The organism is Mangrovimonas sp. TPBH4 (assembly GCF_001280505.1).
Taxonomy (GTDB): domain Bacteria; phylum Bacteroidota; class Bacteroidia; order Flavobacteriales; family Flavobacteriaceae; genus Mangrovimonas_A.
This window is the reverse complement of record NZ_LBIO01000065.1, coordinates 1-20,844: the sequence shown is the minus strand read 5'-3', so window position 1 is coordinate 20,844 and position 20,844 is coordinate 1. Positions and strand designations below refer to the sequence as shown.

The 20,844-nt window shown below is 37.8% G+C and carries 18 protein-coding genes; 12 read left to right on the top strand and 6 right to left on the bottom strand.

From position 1 onward, the window contains the following. Window positions 1-23: 23 nt before the first annotated feature. Genes folP through ZA05_RS16690 form a run of 4 tightly spaced genes read left to right on the top strand, consistent with a single transcriptional unit; the run spans window position 24 to window position 3,120 of the window. The gene (gene folP, locus ZA05_RS16705) at window positions 24-848 is read left to right on the top strand and encodes a dihydropteroate synthase (RefSeq protein ID WP_053992832.1); all 825 of its coding nucleotides are present in this window, start codon (window positions 24-26) and stop codon (window positions 846-848) included. A gap of 7 nt (window positions 849-855) precedes the next feature. Continuing rightward, window positions 856-1,524 carry a hypothetical protein gene (locus tag ZA05_RS16700; RefSeq protein WP_053992831.1) on the top strand — a complete coding sequence of 223 codons (669 nt, stop codon included), beginning with the start codon at window positions 856-858 and terminating at the stop codon, window positions 1,522-1,524. A 35-nt stretch (window positions 1,525-1,559) separates the two neighbouring features. Further along, window positions 1,560-2,342, top strand: a complete 783-nt coding sequence (gene cdaA, locus ZA05_RS16695) for a diadenylate cyclase CdaA (protein WP_053992830.1) — start codon at window positions 1,560-1,562, stop codon at window positions 2,340-2,342. A gap of 4 nt (window positions 2,343-2,346) precedes the next feature. Beyond that, window positions 2,347-3,120 (top strand): DUF3667 domain-containing protein, encoded by a 774-nt coding sequence (locus tag ZA05_RS16690; RefSeq protein WP_082333823.1) that lies wholly within the window; start codon window positions 2,347-2,349, stop codon window positions 3,118-3,120. Window positions 3,121-3,281: 161 nt separating this feature from the next. On the opposite strand, the gene ZA05_RS16685 is transcribed toward ZA05_RS16690, so the two are convergent. From ZA05_RS16685 to ZA05_RS16665, 5 genes are all read right to left on the bottom strand, one after another. After that, window positions 3,282-4,679 (bottom strand): flotillin family protein, encoded by a 1,398-nt coding sequence (locus tag ZA05_RS16685; RefSeq protein WP_157514735.1) that lies wholly within the window; start codon window positions 4,677-4,679, stop codon window positions 3,282-3,284. Window positions 4,680-4,692: 13 nt separating this feature from the next. Next, window positions 4,693-5,241 (bottom strand): hypothetical protein, encoded by a 549-nt coding sequence (locus ZA05_RS16680; RefSeq protein ID WP_231632513.1) that lies wholly within the window; start codon window positions 5,239-5,241, stop codon window positions 4,693-4,695. 526 nt (window positions 5,242-5,767) lie between these two features. Next, window positions 5,768-7,573 carry a long-chain fatty acid--CoA ligase gene (locus ZA05_RS16675; RefSeq protein WP_053992826.1) on the bottom strand — a complete coding sequence of 602 codons (1,806 nt, stop codon included), beginning with the start codon at window positions 7,571-7,573 and terminating at the stop codon, window positions 5,768-5,770. Window positions 7,574-7,812: 239 nt separating this feature from the next. Next, window positions 7,813-9,162: an exonuclease domain-containing protein gene (locus ZA05_RS16670; RefSeq protein ID WP_053992825.1), complete on the bottom strand. Its 1,350-nt coding sequence runs from the start codon at window positions 9,160-9,162 to the stop codon at window positions 7,813-7,815. Continuing rightward, window positions 9,162-9,932, bottom strand: a complete 771-nt coding sequence (locus ZA05_RS16665; RefSeq protein WP_053992824.1) for a LexA family transcriptional regulator — start codon at window positions 9,930-9,932, stop codon at window positions 9,162-9,164. The genes ZA05_RS16670 and ZA05_RS16665 overlap by 1 nt, the downstream gene beginning before the upstream one ends. Window positions 9,933-10,014: 82 nt before the next feature. Here ZA05_RS16665 and dinB point away from each other — a divergent pair, with 82 nt between their 5' ends. The 8 genes from dinB to ZA05_RS16625 all read left to right on the top strand — a co-directional run bounded on the left by dinB (window position 10,015) and on the right by ZA05_RS16625 (window position 18,878). After that, the gene (gene dinB / locus ZA05_RS16660) at window positions 10,015-11,229 is read left to right on the top strand and encodes a DNA polymerase IV (protein WP_053992823.1); all 1,215 of its coding nucleotides are present in this window, start codon (window positions 10,015-10,017) and stop codon (window positions 11,227-11,229) included. Window positions 11,230-11,238: 9 nt separating this feature from the next. Beyond that, window positions 11,239-14,196 (top strand): DNA polymerase III subunit alpha, encoded by a 2,958-nt coding sequence (locus ZA05_RS16655; protein ID WP_053992822.1) that lies wholly within the window; start codon window positions 11,239-11,241, stop codon window positions 14,194-14,196. 260 nt (window positions 14,197-14,456) lie between these two features. Continuing rightward, window positions 14,457-14,720, top strand: a complete 264-nt coding sequence (locus ZA05_RS18510) for a hypothetical protein (RefSeq protein WP_231632512.1) — start codon at window positions 14,457-14,459, stop codon at window positions 14,718-14,720. Beyond that, window positions 14,681-15,715, top strand: a complete 1,035-nt coding sequence (locus tag ZA05_RS16650) for a site-specific integrase (protein ID WP_231632511.1) — start codon at window positions 14,681-14,683, stop codon at window positions 15,713-15,715. The genes ZA05_RS18510 and ZA05_RS16650 overlap by 40 nt, the downstream gene beginning before the upstream one ends. A gap of 144 nt (window positions 15,716-15,859) precedes the next feature. Continuing rightward, complete coding sequence (locus ZA05_RS16645; protein ID WP_053992821.1) at window positions 15,860-16,903, top strand: hypothetical protein; 1,044 nt, start codon at window positions 15,860-15,862, stop codon at window positions 16,901-16,903. 81 nt (window positions 16,904-16,984) lie between these two features. Next, window positions 16,985-17,272 (top strand): helix-turn-helix domain-containing protein, encoded by a 288-nt coding sequence (locus ZA05_RS16640; RefSeq protein WP_053992820.1) that lies wholly within the window; start codon window positions 16,985-16,987, stop codon window positions 17,270-17,272. A 236-nt stretch (window positions 17,273-17,508) separates the two neighbouring features. After that, entirely contained in the window at window positions 17,509-17,697 is a 189-nt protein-coding gene (locus ZA05_RS16630; protein ID WP_053992818.1) for a hypothetical protein, read from the top strand. Then, window positions 17,697-18,878, top strand: coding sequence for a primase-helicase family protein (locus tag ZA05_RS16625; RefSeq protein ID WP_053992817.1), 1,182 nt, complete (start codon window positions 17,697-17,699; stop codon window positions 18,876-18,878). The genes ZA05_RS16630 and ZA05_RS16625 overlap by 1 nt, the downstream gene beginning before the upstream one ends. Before the next feature lie 229 nt (window positions 18,879-19,107). On the opposite strand, the gene ZA05_RS16620 is transcribed toward ZA05_RS16625, so the two are convergent. Then, the coding region (locus tag ZA05_RS16620; RefSeq protein WP_231632510.1) for a C1 family peptidase at window positions 19,108-20,844 on the bottom strand (1,737 nt) is incomplete at its 5' end.

Genomic DNA, 20,844 nt, shown 5'->3' with positions numbered 1-20,844 from the left:
CACTTCATTCTTCCTAAAAAAACATGACCATAAATTGCAAAGGACAACTTGTAGAGCTTTCAATCCCAAAAGTAATGGGGATTTTAAACGTGACCCCCGACTCTTTTTACGATGGTGGCAGCTACAAAAATGAAAAGGATATTTTGGACAAAGTGGCCTCCATGCTTGAGGATGGCGCCACATTTATCGACTTGGGAGCTTATAGTTCGCGTCCCAATGCCGAACATGTTTCCGAAGCCGAAGAACTGCAACGCAGTGTTCCCATTGTGGAATTGATTTTAAAGGAATTCCCAGATACTTTGATTTCCATAGATACCTTTAGAAGCGAAGTGGCCAAAAACTGTATTGAAGCAGGGGCTGCCTTGGTCAATGATATTTCAGCGGGTCTATTGGATGAGAACATGTTGTCCACTGTGGCTAAACTTCATGTGCCATATATCATGATGCATATGAGAGGGACGCCACAAACCATGCAACAGCATACCCTATATGAAAACCTAACCAAGGATATTTTGTTCTATTTTGCAGAGCGTATGGCTGCCGCTAGAGCTTTGGGCATCCACGACCTTATTGCCGATCCTGGCTTTGGGTTTTCCAAAACCTTAGCCCAAAATTACGAACTGCTACAACATATGGAGCTTTTTAAAAACTTGGACATTCCGTTTTTGGTAGGCATCTCCAGAAAATCGATGATTTACAAAGTTTTGGACACCACTCCTGAACACGCTTTAAATGGCACAACGGTTTTAAACACCATTGTCCTACAAAAAGGCGCTTCCATTTTGCGTGTACATGATGTCAAGGAAGCTATGGAATGTGTGCAACTTTTTAATCAACTAAACTCTTAATCTCAACATGAAATATTTCAGCTTGCTTATCGTTTTGCTATGCTTGTCTTGTGGCAATGACAAACTGGTTATGTTACCGGAAATTGAACATGCCTCCATCACAAAAATTCATGATGTGTCTGCCGCTTACCTTTTTTATGATGAAACTTTGCCCGACAGTATCGAACTGAACCGCAAAAATTTGATCAGCACCACCAATTGGCTCATAAATGTAGATAAGCGATTGACCTTGGACCAGGCCATGCCCAAAATCATGTTTTTACAAGACAAAAAGCGTAATGCAGAGCTTCATAAAAATGAAAATGCCAAGAACTATTTCACTTGTAATGATACCAGCATCCAAAACCTAGGCTTTTTGGAATTCACCGAAGTAGTTTACGATACCATTGCCCCAATGATACCTGATAGCACTGCAACGCAAAAGATGTCTTTGCTGAAATTCCACAACCCAGAACATATCGAAATTCTAAGTTCAGATACAGATGTTTTACAAACAAATTTGGAACAGCTCATACGTACTTTGGAAAATTCCTTGTCAATACAAAACACACCAAGAACTATAACATTGGTAATTGACAAACACAACACTTTTCAGGACTATATCTCTTTAAAATCCATACTTTCAAGTTCTGAAATAGGCTCCGTTACAATAGACAACAGAGAGTTTATTTATTAATCATATTTTGTTACATTTACAAAAACACCTACGCCTTGGATAACTTAAAATTTTGGGATTTTAGTATTGTAGACTTTATCGACGTCTTTTTGGTTGCCATCCTACTTTACTATGTTTACAAGCTCGTTAAAGGCACCGTGGCCATCAATATTTTCATAGGGATCATGATTATTTACTCCGTTTGGAAGATAACGGATTTGCTCAATATGAAAATGCTCCACAACATTTTCGATGGCTTTATGAAAGTGGGGATTATTGCTTTGATTGTGGTGTTCCAACCAGAAATCCGGAAATTTTTGTTAATGGTAGGTTCCACCAATTTGGGAGGCAAACGGAAAATTTTCAGTAAAATGAAATTCCTCAAAAATGAAGTAGAAACCAACACCGATATTACTGCCATAGTAAATGCCTGTATCAAAATGGGAACCTCACAAACGGGAGCACTTATTGTCTTAGAACGTAACAACAATCTGGATTTTTTAACAGGAACCGGAGATTCCATGAGTATTGGGGTGACCCAACCCATTATTGAGAGTATCTTCTTTAAGAATAGTCCGCTGCATGATGGCGCTATTATTATTGAAAACAATGTGGTAAAGGCTACACGGGTTATCCTACCGGTAAACAATGAAAAAAATATCCCGCAGCGTTTTGGTTTACGCCATAGGGCCGCTATAGGTATTACAGAAAAAACCGATGCTTTGGCTTTGGTGGTTAGCGAGGAAACTGGACAGATTTCCTACGTTAAAAATGGGGAGTTTGTGATGTATAAAGATCCTGATGATTTAATTAATATGCTAAAGCGAGACTTGGCATAACACCATGGAGTGCAAAAACTGCCATACACAGCTTTCTTTGGATAGTTCATATTGCAACCTTTGTGGCGGAAAGGTCATCAAGAACCGTTTGACCTTAAAAAATCTTTTGGAATATTGTACTGAAACCTTCCTTAACTACGACAATCAATTTATACAAACCTTTATAGCACTTTTCAGGGCACCTGAAGATGTAATTGTTGGTTACATCAATGGGGTTAGAAAAAAATATGTAGACGTTATCAGTTATTTTGCCATAGCCCTAACCGTTATAGGAATTCAGTATTTTATACTGAGCCATATTTTCCCAAAAGTTTTTGAAATTGGTGCGGTGGTCCATAGTGGTAATGAAGAACTTCAAAAGAAAAACATGGATTTTATAATGGCACATCAATCCTTTGTAATGATGTTCTACATTCCGGTTCACGCCCTGATATCCCGCATTGTATTTTATAACACCAAGGCCTTCAATTACACGGAACACGTGGTCATGTATCTATACCTGATATCACAAACCTCCCTCTATGGTGCTATTGTCATCATAGGTTTAGCGGCTTTAGGGATTCATTATAATGACATTGGATTATTGGTAACTCTGCCCTTGCAGATTATTTACATTTCATACTGCCTCATCAGGGTGTTCCAACTTAATTTCAGGCAATTTATGTTTCGGTTTCTGATATTCCTTTTGGTAGGTTCGGTCTTCTTTATATTCTTCACAATGATCTACGTGGGAATACTATACCTAACTGGTGACCTACAAGCGCTGTTAGACAGCTAAGAAAAAAGCTACATTTATGAGGCCACTTCCTCTTTCATGAATTGTACTTCGTACAGGTTTTTGTAGTTTAACTATGGGAGGTGCTTAGTTTGGAAATGAAATTATAAATTGTTATTGTAAAAAGAAACCGCTTATTGAGCGGTTTCTTTTTATAGATGAATTTATTCAGTTTCTGTAGTTTCTACTTCCCTAGATGAAGTGACCTCAGGAGCCGACCCGTTTAAAGGTTTTGGATCTTTTCCTTTTAAATACTCAGGAAGTTCCATTCCGGCCATGTTGAACATCTCCTGTAAAGGAGGAACGGATTTGTACATTCCGGACAAAAAGTTTGCTGTAGAGGATTTGCCTTCAGCATTGTTACCTCCATTATCCCACACTGTAACCTTATCGATTTTGATGTTTTTAATGGCCTCAGCCTGTAGTCTAACCAACTCCGGTAATTTGTCTGCAACTAATAGCAATACGGCATCTTTAGAGTTGTTACCTGCTGCTTTTACAATTTGTTCCATACCGGCAGCTTGTTTGGTAAGGATTTCATACTGTCCTTGAGCTTCGGCTTGTGCTTTAAACAAGATAGCGTCAGCTTCACCCTTGGCTTTTCGACGAATCATCTCAGCTTCAGCTTCAGCATCAATTTCAACTTTGTTTTTATCAATTTCGGCTGGAACAATGATATCAGCCATTTGCGAAGAGCGCTCACGTTCAGCTCTAGCAATTTCAGCATCCTTTTCCGCAGCATAAGACTCTTCCAAAGCTTTGGCAGCCTGTACTTTTTCGGCAGCAATTGCAACACGCTCGGCTTCGGCTTCACGTTGGCGACGTAAGGAATCGGAATTGGCTACAGCAATTTTGGCCGTATTTTCTCCCTCTACTGCTTGTGCATTGGCAGCTGCTACTTGTGTACGTTCGTCTTGAACGGCATTGGCCTCACCAATGGATCCATCTCTGTTTTTCTCTGCAACCGATTTACGAGCAGCGTTGATTGCGTGGGCGGCAGCTTCCTTACCAAGGGCTTCAATATATCCAGACTCGTCAACAATGTCTGTAATATTTACGTTGATAAGTTTTAGACCTACTTTCTTTAATTCGGATTCCACACTCTGTGAAATATTGGTAAGGAATTTATCACGGTCGGAGTTGATTTCTTCAATATCCATGGAAGCCACAACCAAACGCAATTGTCCAAAAATGATTTCTTTGGCTAATTCCTGAATATCCTGAAGACCTAGTCCTAAAAGACGTTCAGCTGCGTTTTGCATAACACCAGGCTCTGTGGATACTCCAATGGTAAACCGCGATGGCACGTTTACACGGATGTTTTGTTTTGAAAGGGCATTGACCAAATTTACTTCAATAGAAATAGGGGTAAGGTCTAAAAATTCATAGTCTTGAATGACAGGTAGAATAAAGGCTGCACCACCATGAATACATTTGGCAGACTGGCCGCCACCAACTTTACCGTAAACTACTAGGATACGGTCTGAAGGACAGCGTTTGTAGCGCTTTATTAAAACAATTAATAAAACAAAAATAAACAGTACAGCAAATACTACTGTCATGGGGAAAGCTAGATTAAAGCTTTGAAGGGGAAGATGGTAGTTCATAAATTTCTGATTTTATTGGTTGTATAGGTTTTTTGGTTTCTTCAACTATTAAGATGCCGTTGCTGGTAACATCCACCACTTGGATAATGGTACCAGATTTTAATTCGAATAAAGAATCAGAAAGGGCTTCCAATTCTCTTAAAGTTCCCTGCACTCTAATGCTCACTTTTCCCATTCTGGAACGGTTAGCTCCAACAGTAAGATAGATCTCTCCAATGGCTCCAATGGCATTATTGTAATTAAGGGTGCCACTATCGGTTAATTTTTTCATATAGTAAAACATAGCAGCCATAATACTCATCATTGCAAGACCACAGGCCAAGGATAAAATGATGCTCAAAGGCTTTGACAATCCGGCTTCAATACAGCCGATACCGCTCCACCCAAAAATGGTAAAGAAACCAACGAGGTTTTTAAAGGTTATAAATTGAAATTCAATACCTGTATCGGTGTCAATGCTTGAATCCAATCCGTCAACATCATCTATGCTATCGGCTCCCAAAAAAGTAGTTGCCATGATAAAAATGAAAATTAAGGAGCCAATTAAAGCGATAATCCAGTAAAACTTGCTAAAAGCATCAAGGGCAGCAAACCATTCCATTGTGTATGAAAATTTAAAAATTGAAAAACACGTTCTTTGATAGAGTCCTTCAACGGTTTTTTAATGTTGAAAGAGCGGAATCTGCATTTTCACCCAGGCCTGCAGCATGGTATCGTAAAATGTTTAAAAGGGTGAAGACGTTTGTTGTTTGCGTTGGAACTCCAAGTAAATAGTTCATTTTGAAGTATTAATTTGGTTGGTTAATTCCTAACAGACTTGAGGCGTCCGAGCTATTCCTTTGCTCTATTAATATGTAGTTAAAGTAAGTAATTTGTTACAGTCTTCTTAAAATTAATTTTAAATTTTTAAAAAAAAGATAACAGGAAGTAACAGAAATAGCTCTGTGTGTAATGTAGGTTTTTGTATATCAGTGGTAAAGCCTAAAATAAATTGATCGGCCTACCTTGGACATGAAAATTATTTTCAATTTAAAACACTGTTTTTATTGCAAGCCATATAGTTGGGCGATATCAGTCTCATGTTTTTTAGCAATGACCTTTCTTTTAATTTTCATACTTGGAGTCAGTTCACCTTTATCAACAGTCCATTCTTCTGGCAACAGCACAAATTTTTTGATTTGCTCCACATGGTTGAACAGTGGGTTGTAGCGGTCTATGATACTTTGGTAAAGCTTGGTGATATTTTCCGATTTTAGGGCAATTTCTTTGCCTACGTATGGGATAGAATGCTTTCGGCACCAATCGGCTAAACCGGAAAAGTTAGGAACAATCAATGCCGAGACAAATTTTTGGCCATCTCCAACCACCATGATCTGTTCAATGAGAAAACTCTCTTTCATTTTGTTTTCTATAGGTTGCGGTACCACATACTTACCTCCCGAAGTCTTGAACATTTCCTTTTTGCGATCGGTGATTTTTAAATATTTCGAATCCACCATTTCTCCAATATCTCCAGTGCAGAACCAACCATCTTTCAGAACTTTTGCGGTTTCTTCGGGGCGTTTAAAATAGCCTACCATGACATTGTCTCCCTTACAGCAAATTTCTCCGTCTTCCAAAAGTTTAATTTCAACTGACTTTAAGGGTTTGCCAACGGTTCCCGGTCTAATATCATTGGTGCGATTGAAAGCTATGATGGGAGAGGTTTCGGTGAGACCATAACCCTCCACAACTTTAATTCCTGCAGCTCCAAAAACGCGTATTAACCGTTCTTGGCAAGCACCACCCCCCATAATAATGGCTTTTACATTTCCGCCAAGAGCTTCACGCCATTTCTTGTAGATTAGTTTATCCGCCAACCATAATTGAAGTTTATAGGCAAGATTTGATTTTTGATTAAATTTATATCTATTAGCTAGTTTAACAGCCCAAAAAAAGATGGTTCTTTTAAGGCCTGTTTGGGCTTCTCCTATAGAAATTATCTTTTCATAAACCTTTTCCAGAAGCCTCGGTACCGCACAGAACATATAAGGTTTTAGTTCCCTTAGGTTCTCAGCCACCTTGTCTACGCTTTCGGCAAACGAAATAGTAAAGCCATTGTAAGTATAAAAATACATGGCCATTTTCTCATAAATATGATTCAGCGGTAAAAAACTTAGGGATTTATTTTCTTCCAGAGTTAAATATTCAAACACTTCATCAGACGTGGCTTTCATATTGGAATAGGCGTTTTTGTGAGAAAGCATCACGCCCTTGGGGGTTCCTGTGGTCCCAGATGTATAAATAATGGTGCACACATCGGTGTCTTGAACTTTGTTGGCCTGAATCAATACTTGTTCATAAATAGCGCTGGAATAAGGTTGAATCAATGGTTTCCAGCTAAGCTCCGTATTGGTTGAGTTGATGATATAGATTTCCTTTAGGGAAGGAATGGAATGTTGTGCAGAACTTAACTTTTCATATAGCTCCATGTTTTCCACAAAACAGATTTCAAGCTCAGCCTCATTGAAAATGGTCACTAATTCATTAGTTGAAATGTTTGGGTATAAAGGTATTAATACTGCGCCTGTAAGTTGGACGGCTAAATCAATGACCAACCAATCGGGAGATGAGAAGCATATCAATCCAACTTTCGATTTGTTTTCTATATTAATTTCATTGCCGTTTATGCCTTTTGCCAATAATGAATTTGCCAGCCCAAAAGCCATTTCCTTTAGTTGGATTGGTGTATAGTGCTCCCAGGCTCCGTCTTTTTTGTACTGTAAGAAGTTTTCTGGCAACGTTTTGATATTGTCACCTAATAAAAAATCAAACAGTCTATGCTGTCCATTGTCATCAGAATTTGTCATAACTAAAAATTTGGTGAGAAATCATGGCGTAAATACCAATAATGCGTCAAAAAACTGTTTTAAAAACTAAATCTCTAATAGTATAAAGATTAGGGACATTGCTGCTTCTCACATTTTTCATATATCCCATCAGCGAAATCCTTAAAAAGATAACCGATAAAAGAATGTTGTCAAAAATACAACAACCTTTAAAAATGATGTTGCAAAAGATGGTTTAAATGTGATGTTAGTTGTAAAACTTATTTCGGATTACTGTCATTTTCTAAAACAACTTTTCTCAAAATTCTTTGGATATCTATAGTGTCTTTTTGCGGAATCAAAAAGGTTTCAAGATCTGAGCTGTGCATAATTTGTTCCGATTTATCCACAAAGCCATAACCTCTATAAGAACCGTTCTGAATGAGAATAAAACTCTCCTCTTCAGGGTGTCTCCCTGTTTTTTTGATGACGATATCTTTAGTGGTGTTTTGTATCTGCTCGATGGCCTCGGTAACCCTTTGGTTGTATTTGGCAACAGTTTCTTCTTGTCGGCAAATACCATGGCAAGTGTGTATGGCATAGTGGGAACATTCCGAAACACCTTCCTGTAAGTGGCAATACTTTGGGCAGAGCTCGTAGGTTCTACATAAAGTTTCCAAATAGCTTCTACATTCCCTAATGCCATGGAATATCTGAATGGGATTGGGTGCTGATTTTAATGTGTTATAGGCTAAATGTAAAATGCCCTGACGGTCTTGATATGAAAATACGGCATAGCTTTTTGGTGGCCGTTTGGCAGCTTGGTTGTATGCCGGGAAATGATGTTTGATAGCGGCATCTTCCATTAATAGGGCAATGGTCTCGCTACCGGAAAGTTCAAAATCAATATCTGCAGTGTCTCGGCAAAGATCCAGTTCTTTTTGGCTTTTGTTGTAGAAATGTCCCAAAACCCGTTTTTTGAGGTCTTTGGCCTTTCCAACATAAATAATTTTGCCCTTTTTGTTTTTGAAATAATAAATACCCGGTGCATTGGGAATCCTATTGAAAACCTGACTAGGTAAATGGGGCGGAAGTGTAGCCTCTTTGGAGGTCTTTCGTAAAAAATCCTGAAAGACATTTTCCGATCCGTCTTGAGCCAATAACATTTCGAACAATATCACCGTGGCATCGGTATCTCCCTTGGCGCGGTGCCGATTTTGGATGTCTATATTGAGGGCTCTGCATAGTTTGCCCAAACTGTAGGAAGCGTGCCCAGGCAATAGTTTTCGGGATAGGCGTATGGTACAAAGTTTTTTTCTGTTGAAATCAATACCTAATGTTTTAAACTCATTCCGAATGATATTGTAATCGAAATTGACATTGTGAGCCACAAAAATGCTGTCTTGGGTAAAGTTTAAAATAGTCTCGGCAATTTCTGAAAAGGTAGGTGCCTCAGCTACCATGGCGTTGTCGATCCCTGTTAATGCTGTAATGTAATCGGGGATATAGGCCTGTGGGTTCACCAGAGTACTGTAACTGTCAATAATTTTGGAGCCGTCATGACGGCACATGGCAATTTCGGTGATGTTTTGACCTCCGGTGGTTTCAATATCGATAATAGTGTAGTGCATTATAGGGCTTTTTTAAGGGCTTCCAATTCCACTCCCAAACTGTTGAACATTTCCAAAATACTACTGATTTTTAGTTCGTGCGGATCGTATTCCTGGGTGTTGATGCTACAGGTGAATTCCCAAAGTTCCAGGACTTCGTCAATAGGCACTTCATAGGGCTGGTATTGTGGATTGTCTGAAATCAACAACAAGGTATTATTGTCTTTAATCTGGTCTTTTATTCGTTTGTATACCATTCCGTCATTTTGGGTCAATAAGATATACGAACGCCCATCCATGATATCCAGTCGGTCCTCAATAAATTTCCCCACCACATAACTACCCGGTTTCAGAGGCAACATAGAGTCTCCTTTTATAGGGAAGGCACGGTGCTTGCCAGTGGGCAAAAAGGGAAGCTTTATTTTTTCCAATTGCTCAATATATTCGGGGTCGTCATAACCTGCCAAATACCCTGCTGAGGTTTTTACGGGAACCACTTCAATCAAATCATCTCCCTCAGAGTTGATAGTAATGGGGAACAGTACCCGCTGGTTCCGTAGTTCAATAAAGGAATGCTCACTCCCTTTAGTTAGGTCGTGCCGTACTAACACATCGATGGGCAATTTAAAATAATCCGAAAGTTTGATAAGCAGCTCAATGGGTGGGGCCGAACGCCCTTCTTCATACGAGCTTACTCGGGATCGGGTAATACCAAGATCTTCCGCAAGGGTTTCTTGGGTAATGCGTTTAAGTTCCCGCAAATGACTGATATTTCTAGAAAGTGCTGTCATGGTTACATCGTAAAAAGGAGGTTGATTTTGTTTGCTACAAATATAAGCAATAACCGCTCAAATATGTAGCTAACTTTGCAAAATGAACAAAAATATTCTGCATTTGGACCTCGACACCTTCTTTGTGTCCTGTGAACGCCTCATAGACAGTCGCCTTCAAAAAAGGCCCTTGTTGGTGGGCGGAACGGGCGATAGAGGGGTTGTGGCGGCATGCAGTTATGAGACCAGGCGCTTTGGCGTGCATTCTGGAATGCCCATGAAAATGGCTAGGCGGCTGTGCCCTGAAGCGGTGGTCATCCGTGGGGATGCTTCCATCTATACTAAACAATCACAAATGGTCACCGAAATTATAAAGGAAAGGGTGCCCGTGTTTGAAAAGGCCAGTATCGATGAGTTTTATGCCGACCTCAGTGGGATGGACAAATTTTTTGGCAGTTACAAATATGCTACAGAGTTAAGGGGGACTATTATGAAGGAAACGGGGCTGCCCATTTCCTTTGGACTTTCAGCTAATAAGATAGTATCTAAAATGGCTACAGGAGAAGCAAAACCGAACAACCAATTGCGTATAGAACAGGGCTTTGAAAAGCCCTTTTTGGCGCCCTTGTCCATTAAGAAAATACCTTCTGTAGGTGAAAAGACTTACCATACCCTACGGAATTTGGGCATCGATAAAGTGGCTACGGTACAGCAAATGCCCTTGGAGATGATGGAAACGGTATTGGGCGCCAATGGGCGGACTATCTGGAGAAGGGCACAGGGCATCGACAATCCACCGCTTATTCCGTTTCATGAGCGCAAATCCATTTCTACCGAGCGTACTTTCAATAAAGATACCATCGACATGCTCAAACTGCGGACCACCATTTTTGCCATGGCGGAAAACTTGGCCTTTCAGCTAAGGAAAGGGGAAAAGTTAACGGCCTGTATCGCGGTCAAGATTAGGTATTCCGATTTTAATACGCACACCAAGCAGTTGAAGATTCCCTATACTAGTGCAGACCATGTTATCATTCCGAAGATTATGGAACTGTTCGACAGGCTGTACGAACGTCGCTTGCTCATCAGGTTGGTAGGGGTGAAGTTTAGTGATTTGGTGTCAGGCAATTATCAAATCAACCTATTCGACGATACCGAGGAAATGCTAAGGCTCTACAGTGCTATGGACCATATCCGCAACCGCTTTGGAGAACTCAGCATTCAAAAGGCAGCTTCCATGGGGGCTAAAACCATCGGACGTTTCAATAACCCTTTCAATGGTGAGCCGCCTATTGTATTGGCGCACCGCAACCAATAAAGATTTGTTGTGTATATCAATTGCCATACATATTATTCCTTGCGCTACGGAACGTTTTCCGAAGAAGAACTTTTGGAATTGGCCGTTCAAAATGGCGTGAAGGCAATGGCTTTAACCGATATCAACAATACCTCTGCCTGCCTAAATTTTATCCGTACGGCCAAAGCATATCATATCAAACCAATTGTAGGTATCGATTTTAGGAATGGAGTTTCGCAGTTATTTGTGGGCTTAGCGAAAAATAATGAAGGCTTTAGGGAACTCAACAGTTTTTTGTCTGAGTATGCTCATCAAAACAAATCATTTCCCGAACAGGCGCTATGCTTTCCTAATGCATTTGTGGTCTATCCTTTTGAACAGGTTATGCAAATGGAAAAGGAATCCTTTGCAACCAATGAGTTCATTGGGATCAGTGTCCAGGATTTGAGAAAGCTGCCTTTTAGCCATTATAGGGAGTATAAGGATAAACTGGTCATGCAGCAGCAGGTTACCGTAAGGAACAAAAAAGATTTCAATGCCCACAGATTGCTAAGGGCCATTGATAACAATACACTTTTGAGTAAGTTGCCCAAGTCTGAAGAATGTAGTGAAAATGATAAAATGCTGCACTTGGATCAATTGTATGAAGCCTTTCAAGAATATCCGCATATCATCCAAAACACAGAATGGCTTTTGGAACAATGTCAGATTTCATTTGAATTTGGAAAGGCACGCAGTTCTCAAAACCAAAGCCTGTATTTGGACAGTGCTGAAAAGGACTTTGAAATGCTCAAAGACCTCAGTTATCAAGGGCTTTCAAAACGTTACGGCAATCCGTCCAAACAAGTATTGGAACGTTTGAAGGTAGAGCTCAATACCATCAGGGATATGGACTTTGTATCTTATTTCTTAATCAATTACGATATTGTGAATTATGCCAATCAACAGGGCTATGTCCACGTGGGCAGAGGGAGTGGTGCCAACAGTATTGTGGCCTATTTAATTGGCATCACCGATGTAGATCCTATTGAGTTGGATCTTTATTTTGAAAGGTTCATTAATCCCTATCGTACCTCGCCTCCAGATTTCGACATCGATTTTTCATGGAAGGAACGCGAAGATATTACAGCTTATATCTTCCAAAGGTTTCCGCATACAGCCCTTTTGGCTACCTACAACACCTTTAAATACCGTGGCGTAGTAAGGGAAATAGGAAAGGTCTTTGGTCTGCCTAAGGAAGAGATTGATAAACTGAGTGATGGTAAAGTGCCTCAAGACCAATTGGACGACATGGCAAAGTTAGTCTTAAAGTATGGCCAATTGATTAAAGGGTTTCCCAACCACCTCAGTGTCCATTCTTGCGGTATTTTAATTTTGGACAGACCCATCCATTATTACTCCGCTACCGACATGCCACCAAAAGGGTTTCCAACGGTACAGTTCGACATGATCATTGCTGAGGATGTGGGCATCTTCAAATTCGATATTTTGGGCCAACGAGGTCTTGCCAAAATCAAGGATGCCCTGGAGCTTATCAAACAGAATAATCCCAACTTACCTTCCATAGATATCACAGATGTGGAAAGGTTCAAACGGGATCCCAAAGTCAATAATCTTCTCAAACAGGGCAAAGCCATTGGGGCTTATTATGTAGAATCGCCTGCTATGAGGGGCTTGATGCAAAAATTACAGACACAGGACTATTTGGGGTTGGTGGCGGCAAGTTCCATCATTAGGCCAGGAGTCTCTAGTTCTGGAATGAAGCAGGAGTACATCATCCGTCAACGTCACCCCGAAAGGAGGAAGGAGGCCAATCCTATGTTGCTTAAGATCATGCCGGAAACTTATGGTATCATGGTTTATCAAGAAGATGTATTGAAAGTGGCCCATCAATTTGCGGGGCTAAATTTTGGAGAGGCAGATGTGCTAAGAAGAGGGATGAGTGGTAAGTTCCGGTCGAGGACAGAGTTTTTGGAAGTGGAACAAAAGTTTATTGCCAATTGCAGGGAAAGGGGCTATCCCGATAGTCTCACCATTGAGGTTTGGGAGCAGATTAAAAGTTTTGCAGGCTATGCCTTTGCCAAGGGGCATTCTGCTTCCTATGCTGTGGAAAGTTATCAAAGTCTCTATCTCAAATGTTACTATCCGTTGGAATTTATGGTAGCGGTGCTCAACAATGGTGGTGGTTTTTACAGCACCGAACATTACATCCACGAAGCTCAGATGTGTGGAGGCAAAGTACATCCTCCTTGTGTCAATACAAGCGACCATCCCACAACCATTCAAGGAGATAGCATCTACTTAGGCTTAGGCTATCTTAAGCAATTGGAACACTATACTATAAGGAGAATCCTTTCAGAGCGCCAACTCTACGGACCTTATAAATCCTTGGATGATTTTATTGATAGGGTGCATGTTAGTATAGAGCAGCTGTCCATCTTGATTAGGATAGATGCTTTTAGGTTTACGGGGCAGCCTAAAACGGAATTGTTATGGCAGGCCATGTTTAAACTCAATAAAAACAAGTTGAAGTCTTCTCAGGCATTGTTGTTTAAACCTGAGCACAAAACCTATAAACTGCCAAAGCTAAATGGCAATTGGTTGGAAAATGCCTATGACCAAATGGAGTTGTTAGGCTTTCCTCTCTGTGGGTATTTTGATTTGGTGGAAGAGACTTTGATGCCTCATATATTGGTTAAAGATTTTAAAAAGTATGTCAATAAACAGGTGTTGTTGTATGGTGCTTTGGTACATACAAGGTTTCATAAAACATCCCAAGGGAAGCGCATTAGGTTTTGTACCTTTATTGATAGGGAAGGGCAGTATTTTGATACGGTGCATTTTACAAAGGTGGTCGATTTGTATCTCATTCATGGCATTGGGGTGTATGCTTGCTACGGAACCGTCACGGAAGATCATGATTTTTGTAGTTTGGACATTATTTGGAGTAGGAAATTGAGTTTAAAGCAAGACCCGAGGAATAATTGAATTCAGGAAAAAGGATTTAATCAGCGAGTATAGAAAAGATGAGCAGTAACATATAAGGGAGTTGTAAAAAAAAAGCCTTGCATTTAATGCAAGGCTTTCTGCGGAGAAAGAGGTTATTGAACTTATTTTACTCCAATTTACAAAAGTGTAGTAAAATCAATGGGTTTGAGAGTTTGTGTAATATTTTATTTACTTAGATTTGGTTCGAAAAACCTTTTAAATATACCTTTACTGTCAACGATACTGTCAACTCGAAAACTATGAAAGGAACCTTTAATCTTAGAAAACCAAAGGACACTAAACCTACTTTAATTGTCTTTTCTGCCTACTTTAAAACTGAACGAAAAAAATTTGTGTATTCCACTGGTGAAAGCATATTACCTTCAGAGTGGGATTTTGAAAACAGACAACCAAATAATTTAAAAGGTAGGGAGGAAATTCCGAACAGCATAGATCAATCAAAAGGCAGGTTGATAGGTATGATGTGTTCTTTGCAGAATTGGTCAATAGATACAAGAATATAAATGAGGAATTGGATATTGAGACAACTCGAAAGGAATTTGACAAAGAGTTCAAACGTGTTGAAGCAGTGTCCAACAATTTTTTTATGATATATCAACGTTTTTTAGAGTCGAAAAGAAATAACCACACAGATACAGCCAATTCAGCATCTACCATCAAACGATATGAATATCACGAGACAATTCTTAAGGATTTTCAGCAGCACACAAAGAAAAGTTTACATTTTAATAAGATCAATAGTGAGTTTTATAATGATTACATAAACTATTGTGTTACGGTGAAGAAGCACTCTTCTAATACCTTAAGACGTAATGTAGGATTACTAAAAACCTTTTTGAATTGGGCTTTGGAAAACAATCACACTTATAATGCTGAATTTAAAAAATTCAAATCTCCAAAAGCTCAGGCTACAGATGAAGTGGCTTTAACTTTTGAGCAGGTCAAAGCGATTTATGAGCATGATCTAAGCGAAAAAAAGAAACTTGAACGCGTTAGAGATATCTTTGTTTTTGGATGTTCAACTGGAATGCGAATTAGTAACTATTCGAAGGTTACTAAAAATGATATAGAGGATGGCTGTATTAAGGTGGTAGATAAAAAGAATAATGATAAGTATTTAAAAATACCTCTTAATGATTTCTCTTTGGAGATATTAGAAAAGTATAATTATAAACTCCCTATTATTTCTACACAAAAGTTCAATAAATACATTAAGGAGGTATTTAAGGAACTTAAGTATAAGCACAATATCAAAAAGGTTACCAAAATTGGTAATAAGGTTATAGAGACCCCAATTCCATTTTATGATAGGATCTCATCTCATACAGCCAGAAGGAGCTTTATAACCATAATGAAAAACAAAAAAATACCAGATAAGGTTATTATGGAGTTTACAGGGCATAAGAGTTTGGAGGTTTTTAATAAATATTATAAGCCAAATGAAGATGATAAGAAAGAGTTTATGATGGATGTTTGGAGTAAAAAAGTTAAGATATAGGTAAATAAAAATTCTAGTAAAAAATGGGATGGAGAATCCGCTGACTAATAGTTGTTTCTAATGCTTGTAAAAATTAGATGTACATCTAATTTTTTTATGTTTGATTCGATATAGTTAGGTTGTATAATTTAAAAGAGAAATTTTATGGAATTTATTCCAAGTTATGTTCCTTATTCGGTTAATGATGAATTGGGAACCAGATTTTTAGGTGTCCTAAAAGGAAAAGTAGTAGATTTTGAGGATAAAAATAGTATTAAATCCTTGATACAATTAGGAGTTTTATGTTACTCACAAAAATTCTACAAAAGAAATTCCCAGAATAAAGAAGGGGTAGATGAACAGGATTTTGTGACTTTATATTATTCCGATTATCTTGAACTTAGTTTTGATTTTGCTGTGGAGTTATATCAATTATTAAAGTTTTCAATGGAAGAAAATTTAGGGTTCCCAGAGGAGAGAATATGGGATGTTGAGTCCGTCCTAAAATCTCCTTATCTAATTAAAAGTCTAAAAAAGGACTATTTGAAAAGATTATATTTAGAGGAGATGGTAGATCTGACAGGAGGAGGTTTTAGTGTATATTCGGGAGTTGATAATGTTGAGGAAAGCTGGTTTGATAGCATAAAAGATCGTTTTTTTTGTCAAAGCGCCTTTTTGACTATGTATTTAACATTTGATATTGAATCGACTATGACATACAAATATAAAGGGCCAGACAGAAATTCTCAACCATACTATAAGAACAAGTACCTATTGGATTGTTTTTTTGATGCAGTACACAATGAAGATTTGGAGACTGCACATGAGTATATAGAGGAGTGGAATAGTTTTTATAATTCAGCTAGTCTTTTAGCATTTCTGATAAAGGAGATTGAAAATATTGATAAACCAAGACCTTCTAATAAAGGGGGGGTGTCTGCACGAGGTGTAGCATACTATGCTTACTACACAAGAAAGTCAAAAGAGTTAAGGTTGACTAATGAGTTCCCTAGTTTGAAATCATTTTATGAATTGAGTAAGCTTTTCGGACCTAATTATAAAAATATTCAAACATTTCATTATGAGATTGATAACTCAGAAGAAATAAGATTAAAACGAAGTAGATTGAAAATAATTAAAAAGGTTATTTCTCATTTGCCTCCAAAAGCAAAGGAAATAGCTGAAAAAGAACTTCTTAAAATTTTGTAGTAACTACTATATAGTACTATAAATACATATTTATTTTTTTATCCCGATAGTTTTGCAGGAGTAATATTAAACAAAGTATATATGACAAATGTTATTCAGCTGCAACAGCTAACAAAAACAGAATTATTTGATCGGTTAGAAGGTATAATTGATCGTAAACTTTCCAGTTTGGCAGAAAGTGATCCGAATGAAAAGCTGTCTATTCAATCAGTTTCTAAGGAGTTGGGAGTTTCTAGGCTTACCGTCCACAATTATATTAAAAGGGGTTTGATTCCTGCATCGAAAATAGGAAGAAGAGTTGTTATTAGAAGAAGGGACTTAGAAGGGGCTTTATCTGAAGTTAAATCTCTAAAATATAAAAGAATATAATATGAGCGCTCCTAATAAGTCACTGAAGGATGTTTGTTATGACGTACTTCGGAAGTATAAAATAGTAAGAAGAGTTGATTTAAGGGTTATGAAGATTCTTTATGATGTAAGAGATAAAAGAATTTCTTGTTTAGAAGCGGAGGAGAAGATTCAGGACTATCAGAAAGAATTAAATAGTATCGGTCATGAATCTCTGGAAAGCATATTAACAAGATCATTCAAAAAACTATTAGCAAATGAGAAATAACTGCCCAAGAAAAAGAAGAATACGAGCTTCGGTAGTAGATGCTACATTAGATGGAATTAATCAAGCCTTTAGGGAGGATCCTTTAATGACTGGTTTTTTAGTGTATTATAAATTCCAGAAAACAGACATCCCTAAATTGGGGAAATTAACGATTAATCTCTTTAAAGAAAGCTTTTAATGACATACATAAGAATAGGAACAGATTATTATAAACGAGCTCAAGTCCCCCTTCATAGTGGGGACAAGCTCAATACTTTACTAAGGTGGAAGAAAAGTGAAATTATCTTAGATGAGGGCAAGGGATATTTAGATACTATAGAGCGTTACGATGGATTTTGCTTAATTCCGTCACATACAGATTATCAGGAATCTATTGATGGTTTTTATAATCAGTATGAAAGGTTAGGGTATCAATTGGAAAAAGGAGCTTTTTCTAAGACGTTATTATTCCTTGAGCACATTTTTGGAGAACAAATCGAAATAGGATTGGATTATTTAACCATACTATGGAAGTACCCTAGTCAAGTTCTTCCGATTTTATGTTTGGTTAGCGAAGAGCGTAAAACAGGAAAAACAACTTTTTTAAATTGGCTTAAGCTTATATTTCAGGGAAATATGACCATTAATAAAAATGAAGATTTTAGAAGTCGATTTAATTCGGACTGGTCTAATAAGTTGATAGTAGCGGTAGATGAAGTATTACTTGATAAGAAAGAGGATAGTGAACGAATTAAAAATTTGTCTACGGCTGCAACTTATAAGACTGAGTCAAAAGGAGTGGATAAAGTAGAGTCTTTCTTTTTTGGGAAGTTTATTCTTTGCTCTAATAATGAAACTAGTTTCATTCAGGTAGATAAGGATGAGATCCGGTATTGGGTTCGAAAGGTGCCTGGCTTGAAAGATGATAATGAAAACCCTGATTTGGTATCCGATTTAAAAAGGGAAATTCCTCACTTTTTGTTTTTTCTGTCAAAAAGGAAAATCAAAAACAAGCGAAAAACCAGAATGTGGTTTACTAAAGAGCAGATTAAAACCGAAGCGCTTTTAAATCTTGTTCACGGAAACAAGACGTCTCTGGATAAGGAATTAAAGGAAATTTTAGTAGATGATTTTATCAAATTTGAAGTCGATCTATTGAAATATTCTTTGGGGGATTTGGTCGAGAAGTTAAAAGACCATAATGTTCGGGTTTCGTCTTTTAAGGTTGCAGAGGCCCTGAAACTGAATTTTAACCTCTTTAGCAAGAATGGTTCTTTTGCTAAATATCATTTGGTTCATCAACCTAAAGGGGGGTATCTTACTGAAGAAACCAAGCATAAGGGACGGTATTATACCTTTAAAAAAGAAGACTTTATTTAAAAGGTTTCATCATGTTGACTTGTTGAATGTAAAGCTAACTTATTAAAATATAGTTTGCTAATTTCATTTTACAAGTCAACATGCTTACAACATTTTACAACTGAAGGCTTCCTTTAAGATTTTGCCATATGGTTGTTGGCTTATTGTTGATTCATATGTCTGTGTTAATTGCTAGGTAATTAGGTTTTTATTATAATGTCAACAGTTCAACAGCTGACTAGGTCGTAGATTATTTTTTGAACATAACAGCTCCAAATCGTTTACCGTTCCAAAAGGTATATCCGCTTGCTAAATCAGAGCTCCAATTATGAAAATGGATAATGAATGATTGGTTGTTTTCTTCTGAAAAATTAATAGTAAAACGGAAAACATGAGAATGGGAACTATTAAGAAAACCTAATATAGGCTTTTGGCTTCCTTCCGATGTTGTATATTCACCAAAGACTATCCAGCCGAAAAGTGGTATTTTTTTTACTTCTGAAATGTTTAACGAACCCTTCCAACCATCATGATTCATTAACCAATTTCCTTTCCACTTTAGTGGATCGAAATCTTTTCCATAAGCACTATGAAATGTTGAGCGATTCATGTAGGATCCATAAGGTATATTATTCCAAGTGGTATTCCCAGCGGCCTGTTTAATATCCCAACTATAAATATCCATAGTAAATTTCTGACCTTGCTGAATTGTCGGATTAGTGTCCTTATTTTCTGTTAGTGAAAATTGAATCCCTTGTCCGGCATGAATAAACTTTCCGTTAATAGCTTTAATTAACCCATCAGATGTGTGGTAATGACCTAACCTTGTAATATCGTTGTTTTCATTTGTAAAACGTCGGATTACAAGTTTTCCTTTCCAACCATCATGGTTCATATGCCAAAATCCAATTGCTCTGGTTTTTAATGTTGGTTTTTCCGGATCTGTAACTGCTGTAACAACTGAACCGCAATTAAAACAATTTTCAGCAAATTCATAAGTTACTCGAATTAAACCACCTTCTCCCCAAGAATTTTTTACATAAAAAACTTTGTCTACTCGATCGTATCCTACCACAAGGAAAACGTGCCAACCTCCATCTGAATTAGGATCAAATTCTCTTATCCCACTAATAGGATTTGTTTTCCATTTGAGATTTGCGTCAACAATCACTTCATATCCCCATGCGATAAGCCATTCAAGGTTTGTTGAATTCGATACAGTTTCCGCCCCAAAAAGGAGATAAGATTGAACTCCATATTTTGCCTTTTGTCTAGCGTCATTAGAAATATATAAAGTGGAGTACTCAAAGGCATCTATCTCTTCTTGAGTTACTGTATTTTCTGTAGGGGCACTTTTCCAATTTAACTGTCCTGCTTCTGGGATCTGGTCACGAATAATTGCCATTTCCGTTTTGTTTAAATATGGGCAATCACTTTCTAAGGGAATTGCAAAGTTAACAGCTTGACTTATTCCCTGGGAATTTCCCCCTCCCCAAAATGACGATTGATTCTCATATTGGTAGTATTTTGGAAATGATAACCCTGTGGATTTATAACAATGCCAGAAAAATTGCTCGGATAAATCAAGATTCAGCCCATAATCCCTCATATAGCGAGACTCTATAGCGGCGACCATAGCAAATGCAGAGCACGTATTTCGATTTTTTTGATTTCGAATAGCGGTTTGGAATTCATCCCAAACCACACTTTCAGGTGATTGAAAAAATAAATAATTTTTCTTTTTATCCTTGATTAATTTCGACTTTTTATCCAGTTCATGTTTACTCAGGGATATTTTTTTGTCGAAATAACTTTTGTTTTCCTCCTTGAATTCAGTTAATGTTTGTATCTGTTCTTTACCATAGCTATCCTGATACTTGAATGAAAGATTATTTGTTAGCTGGACGCTCTTTTTATCTAAGATAGGTTCGATTTCCAAAAACTTAGGTTTATATCTTTTTAGTGCCATAAATCCTTGATTTAAATT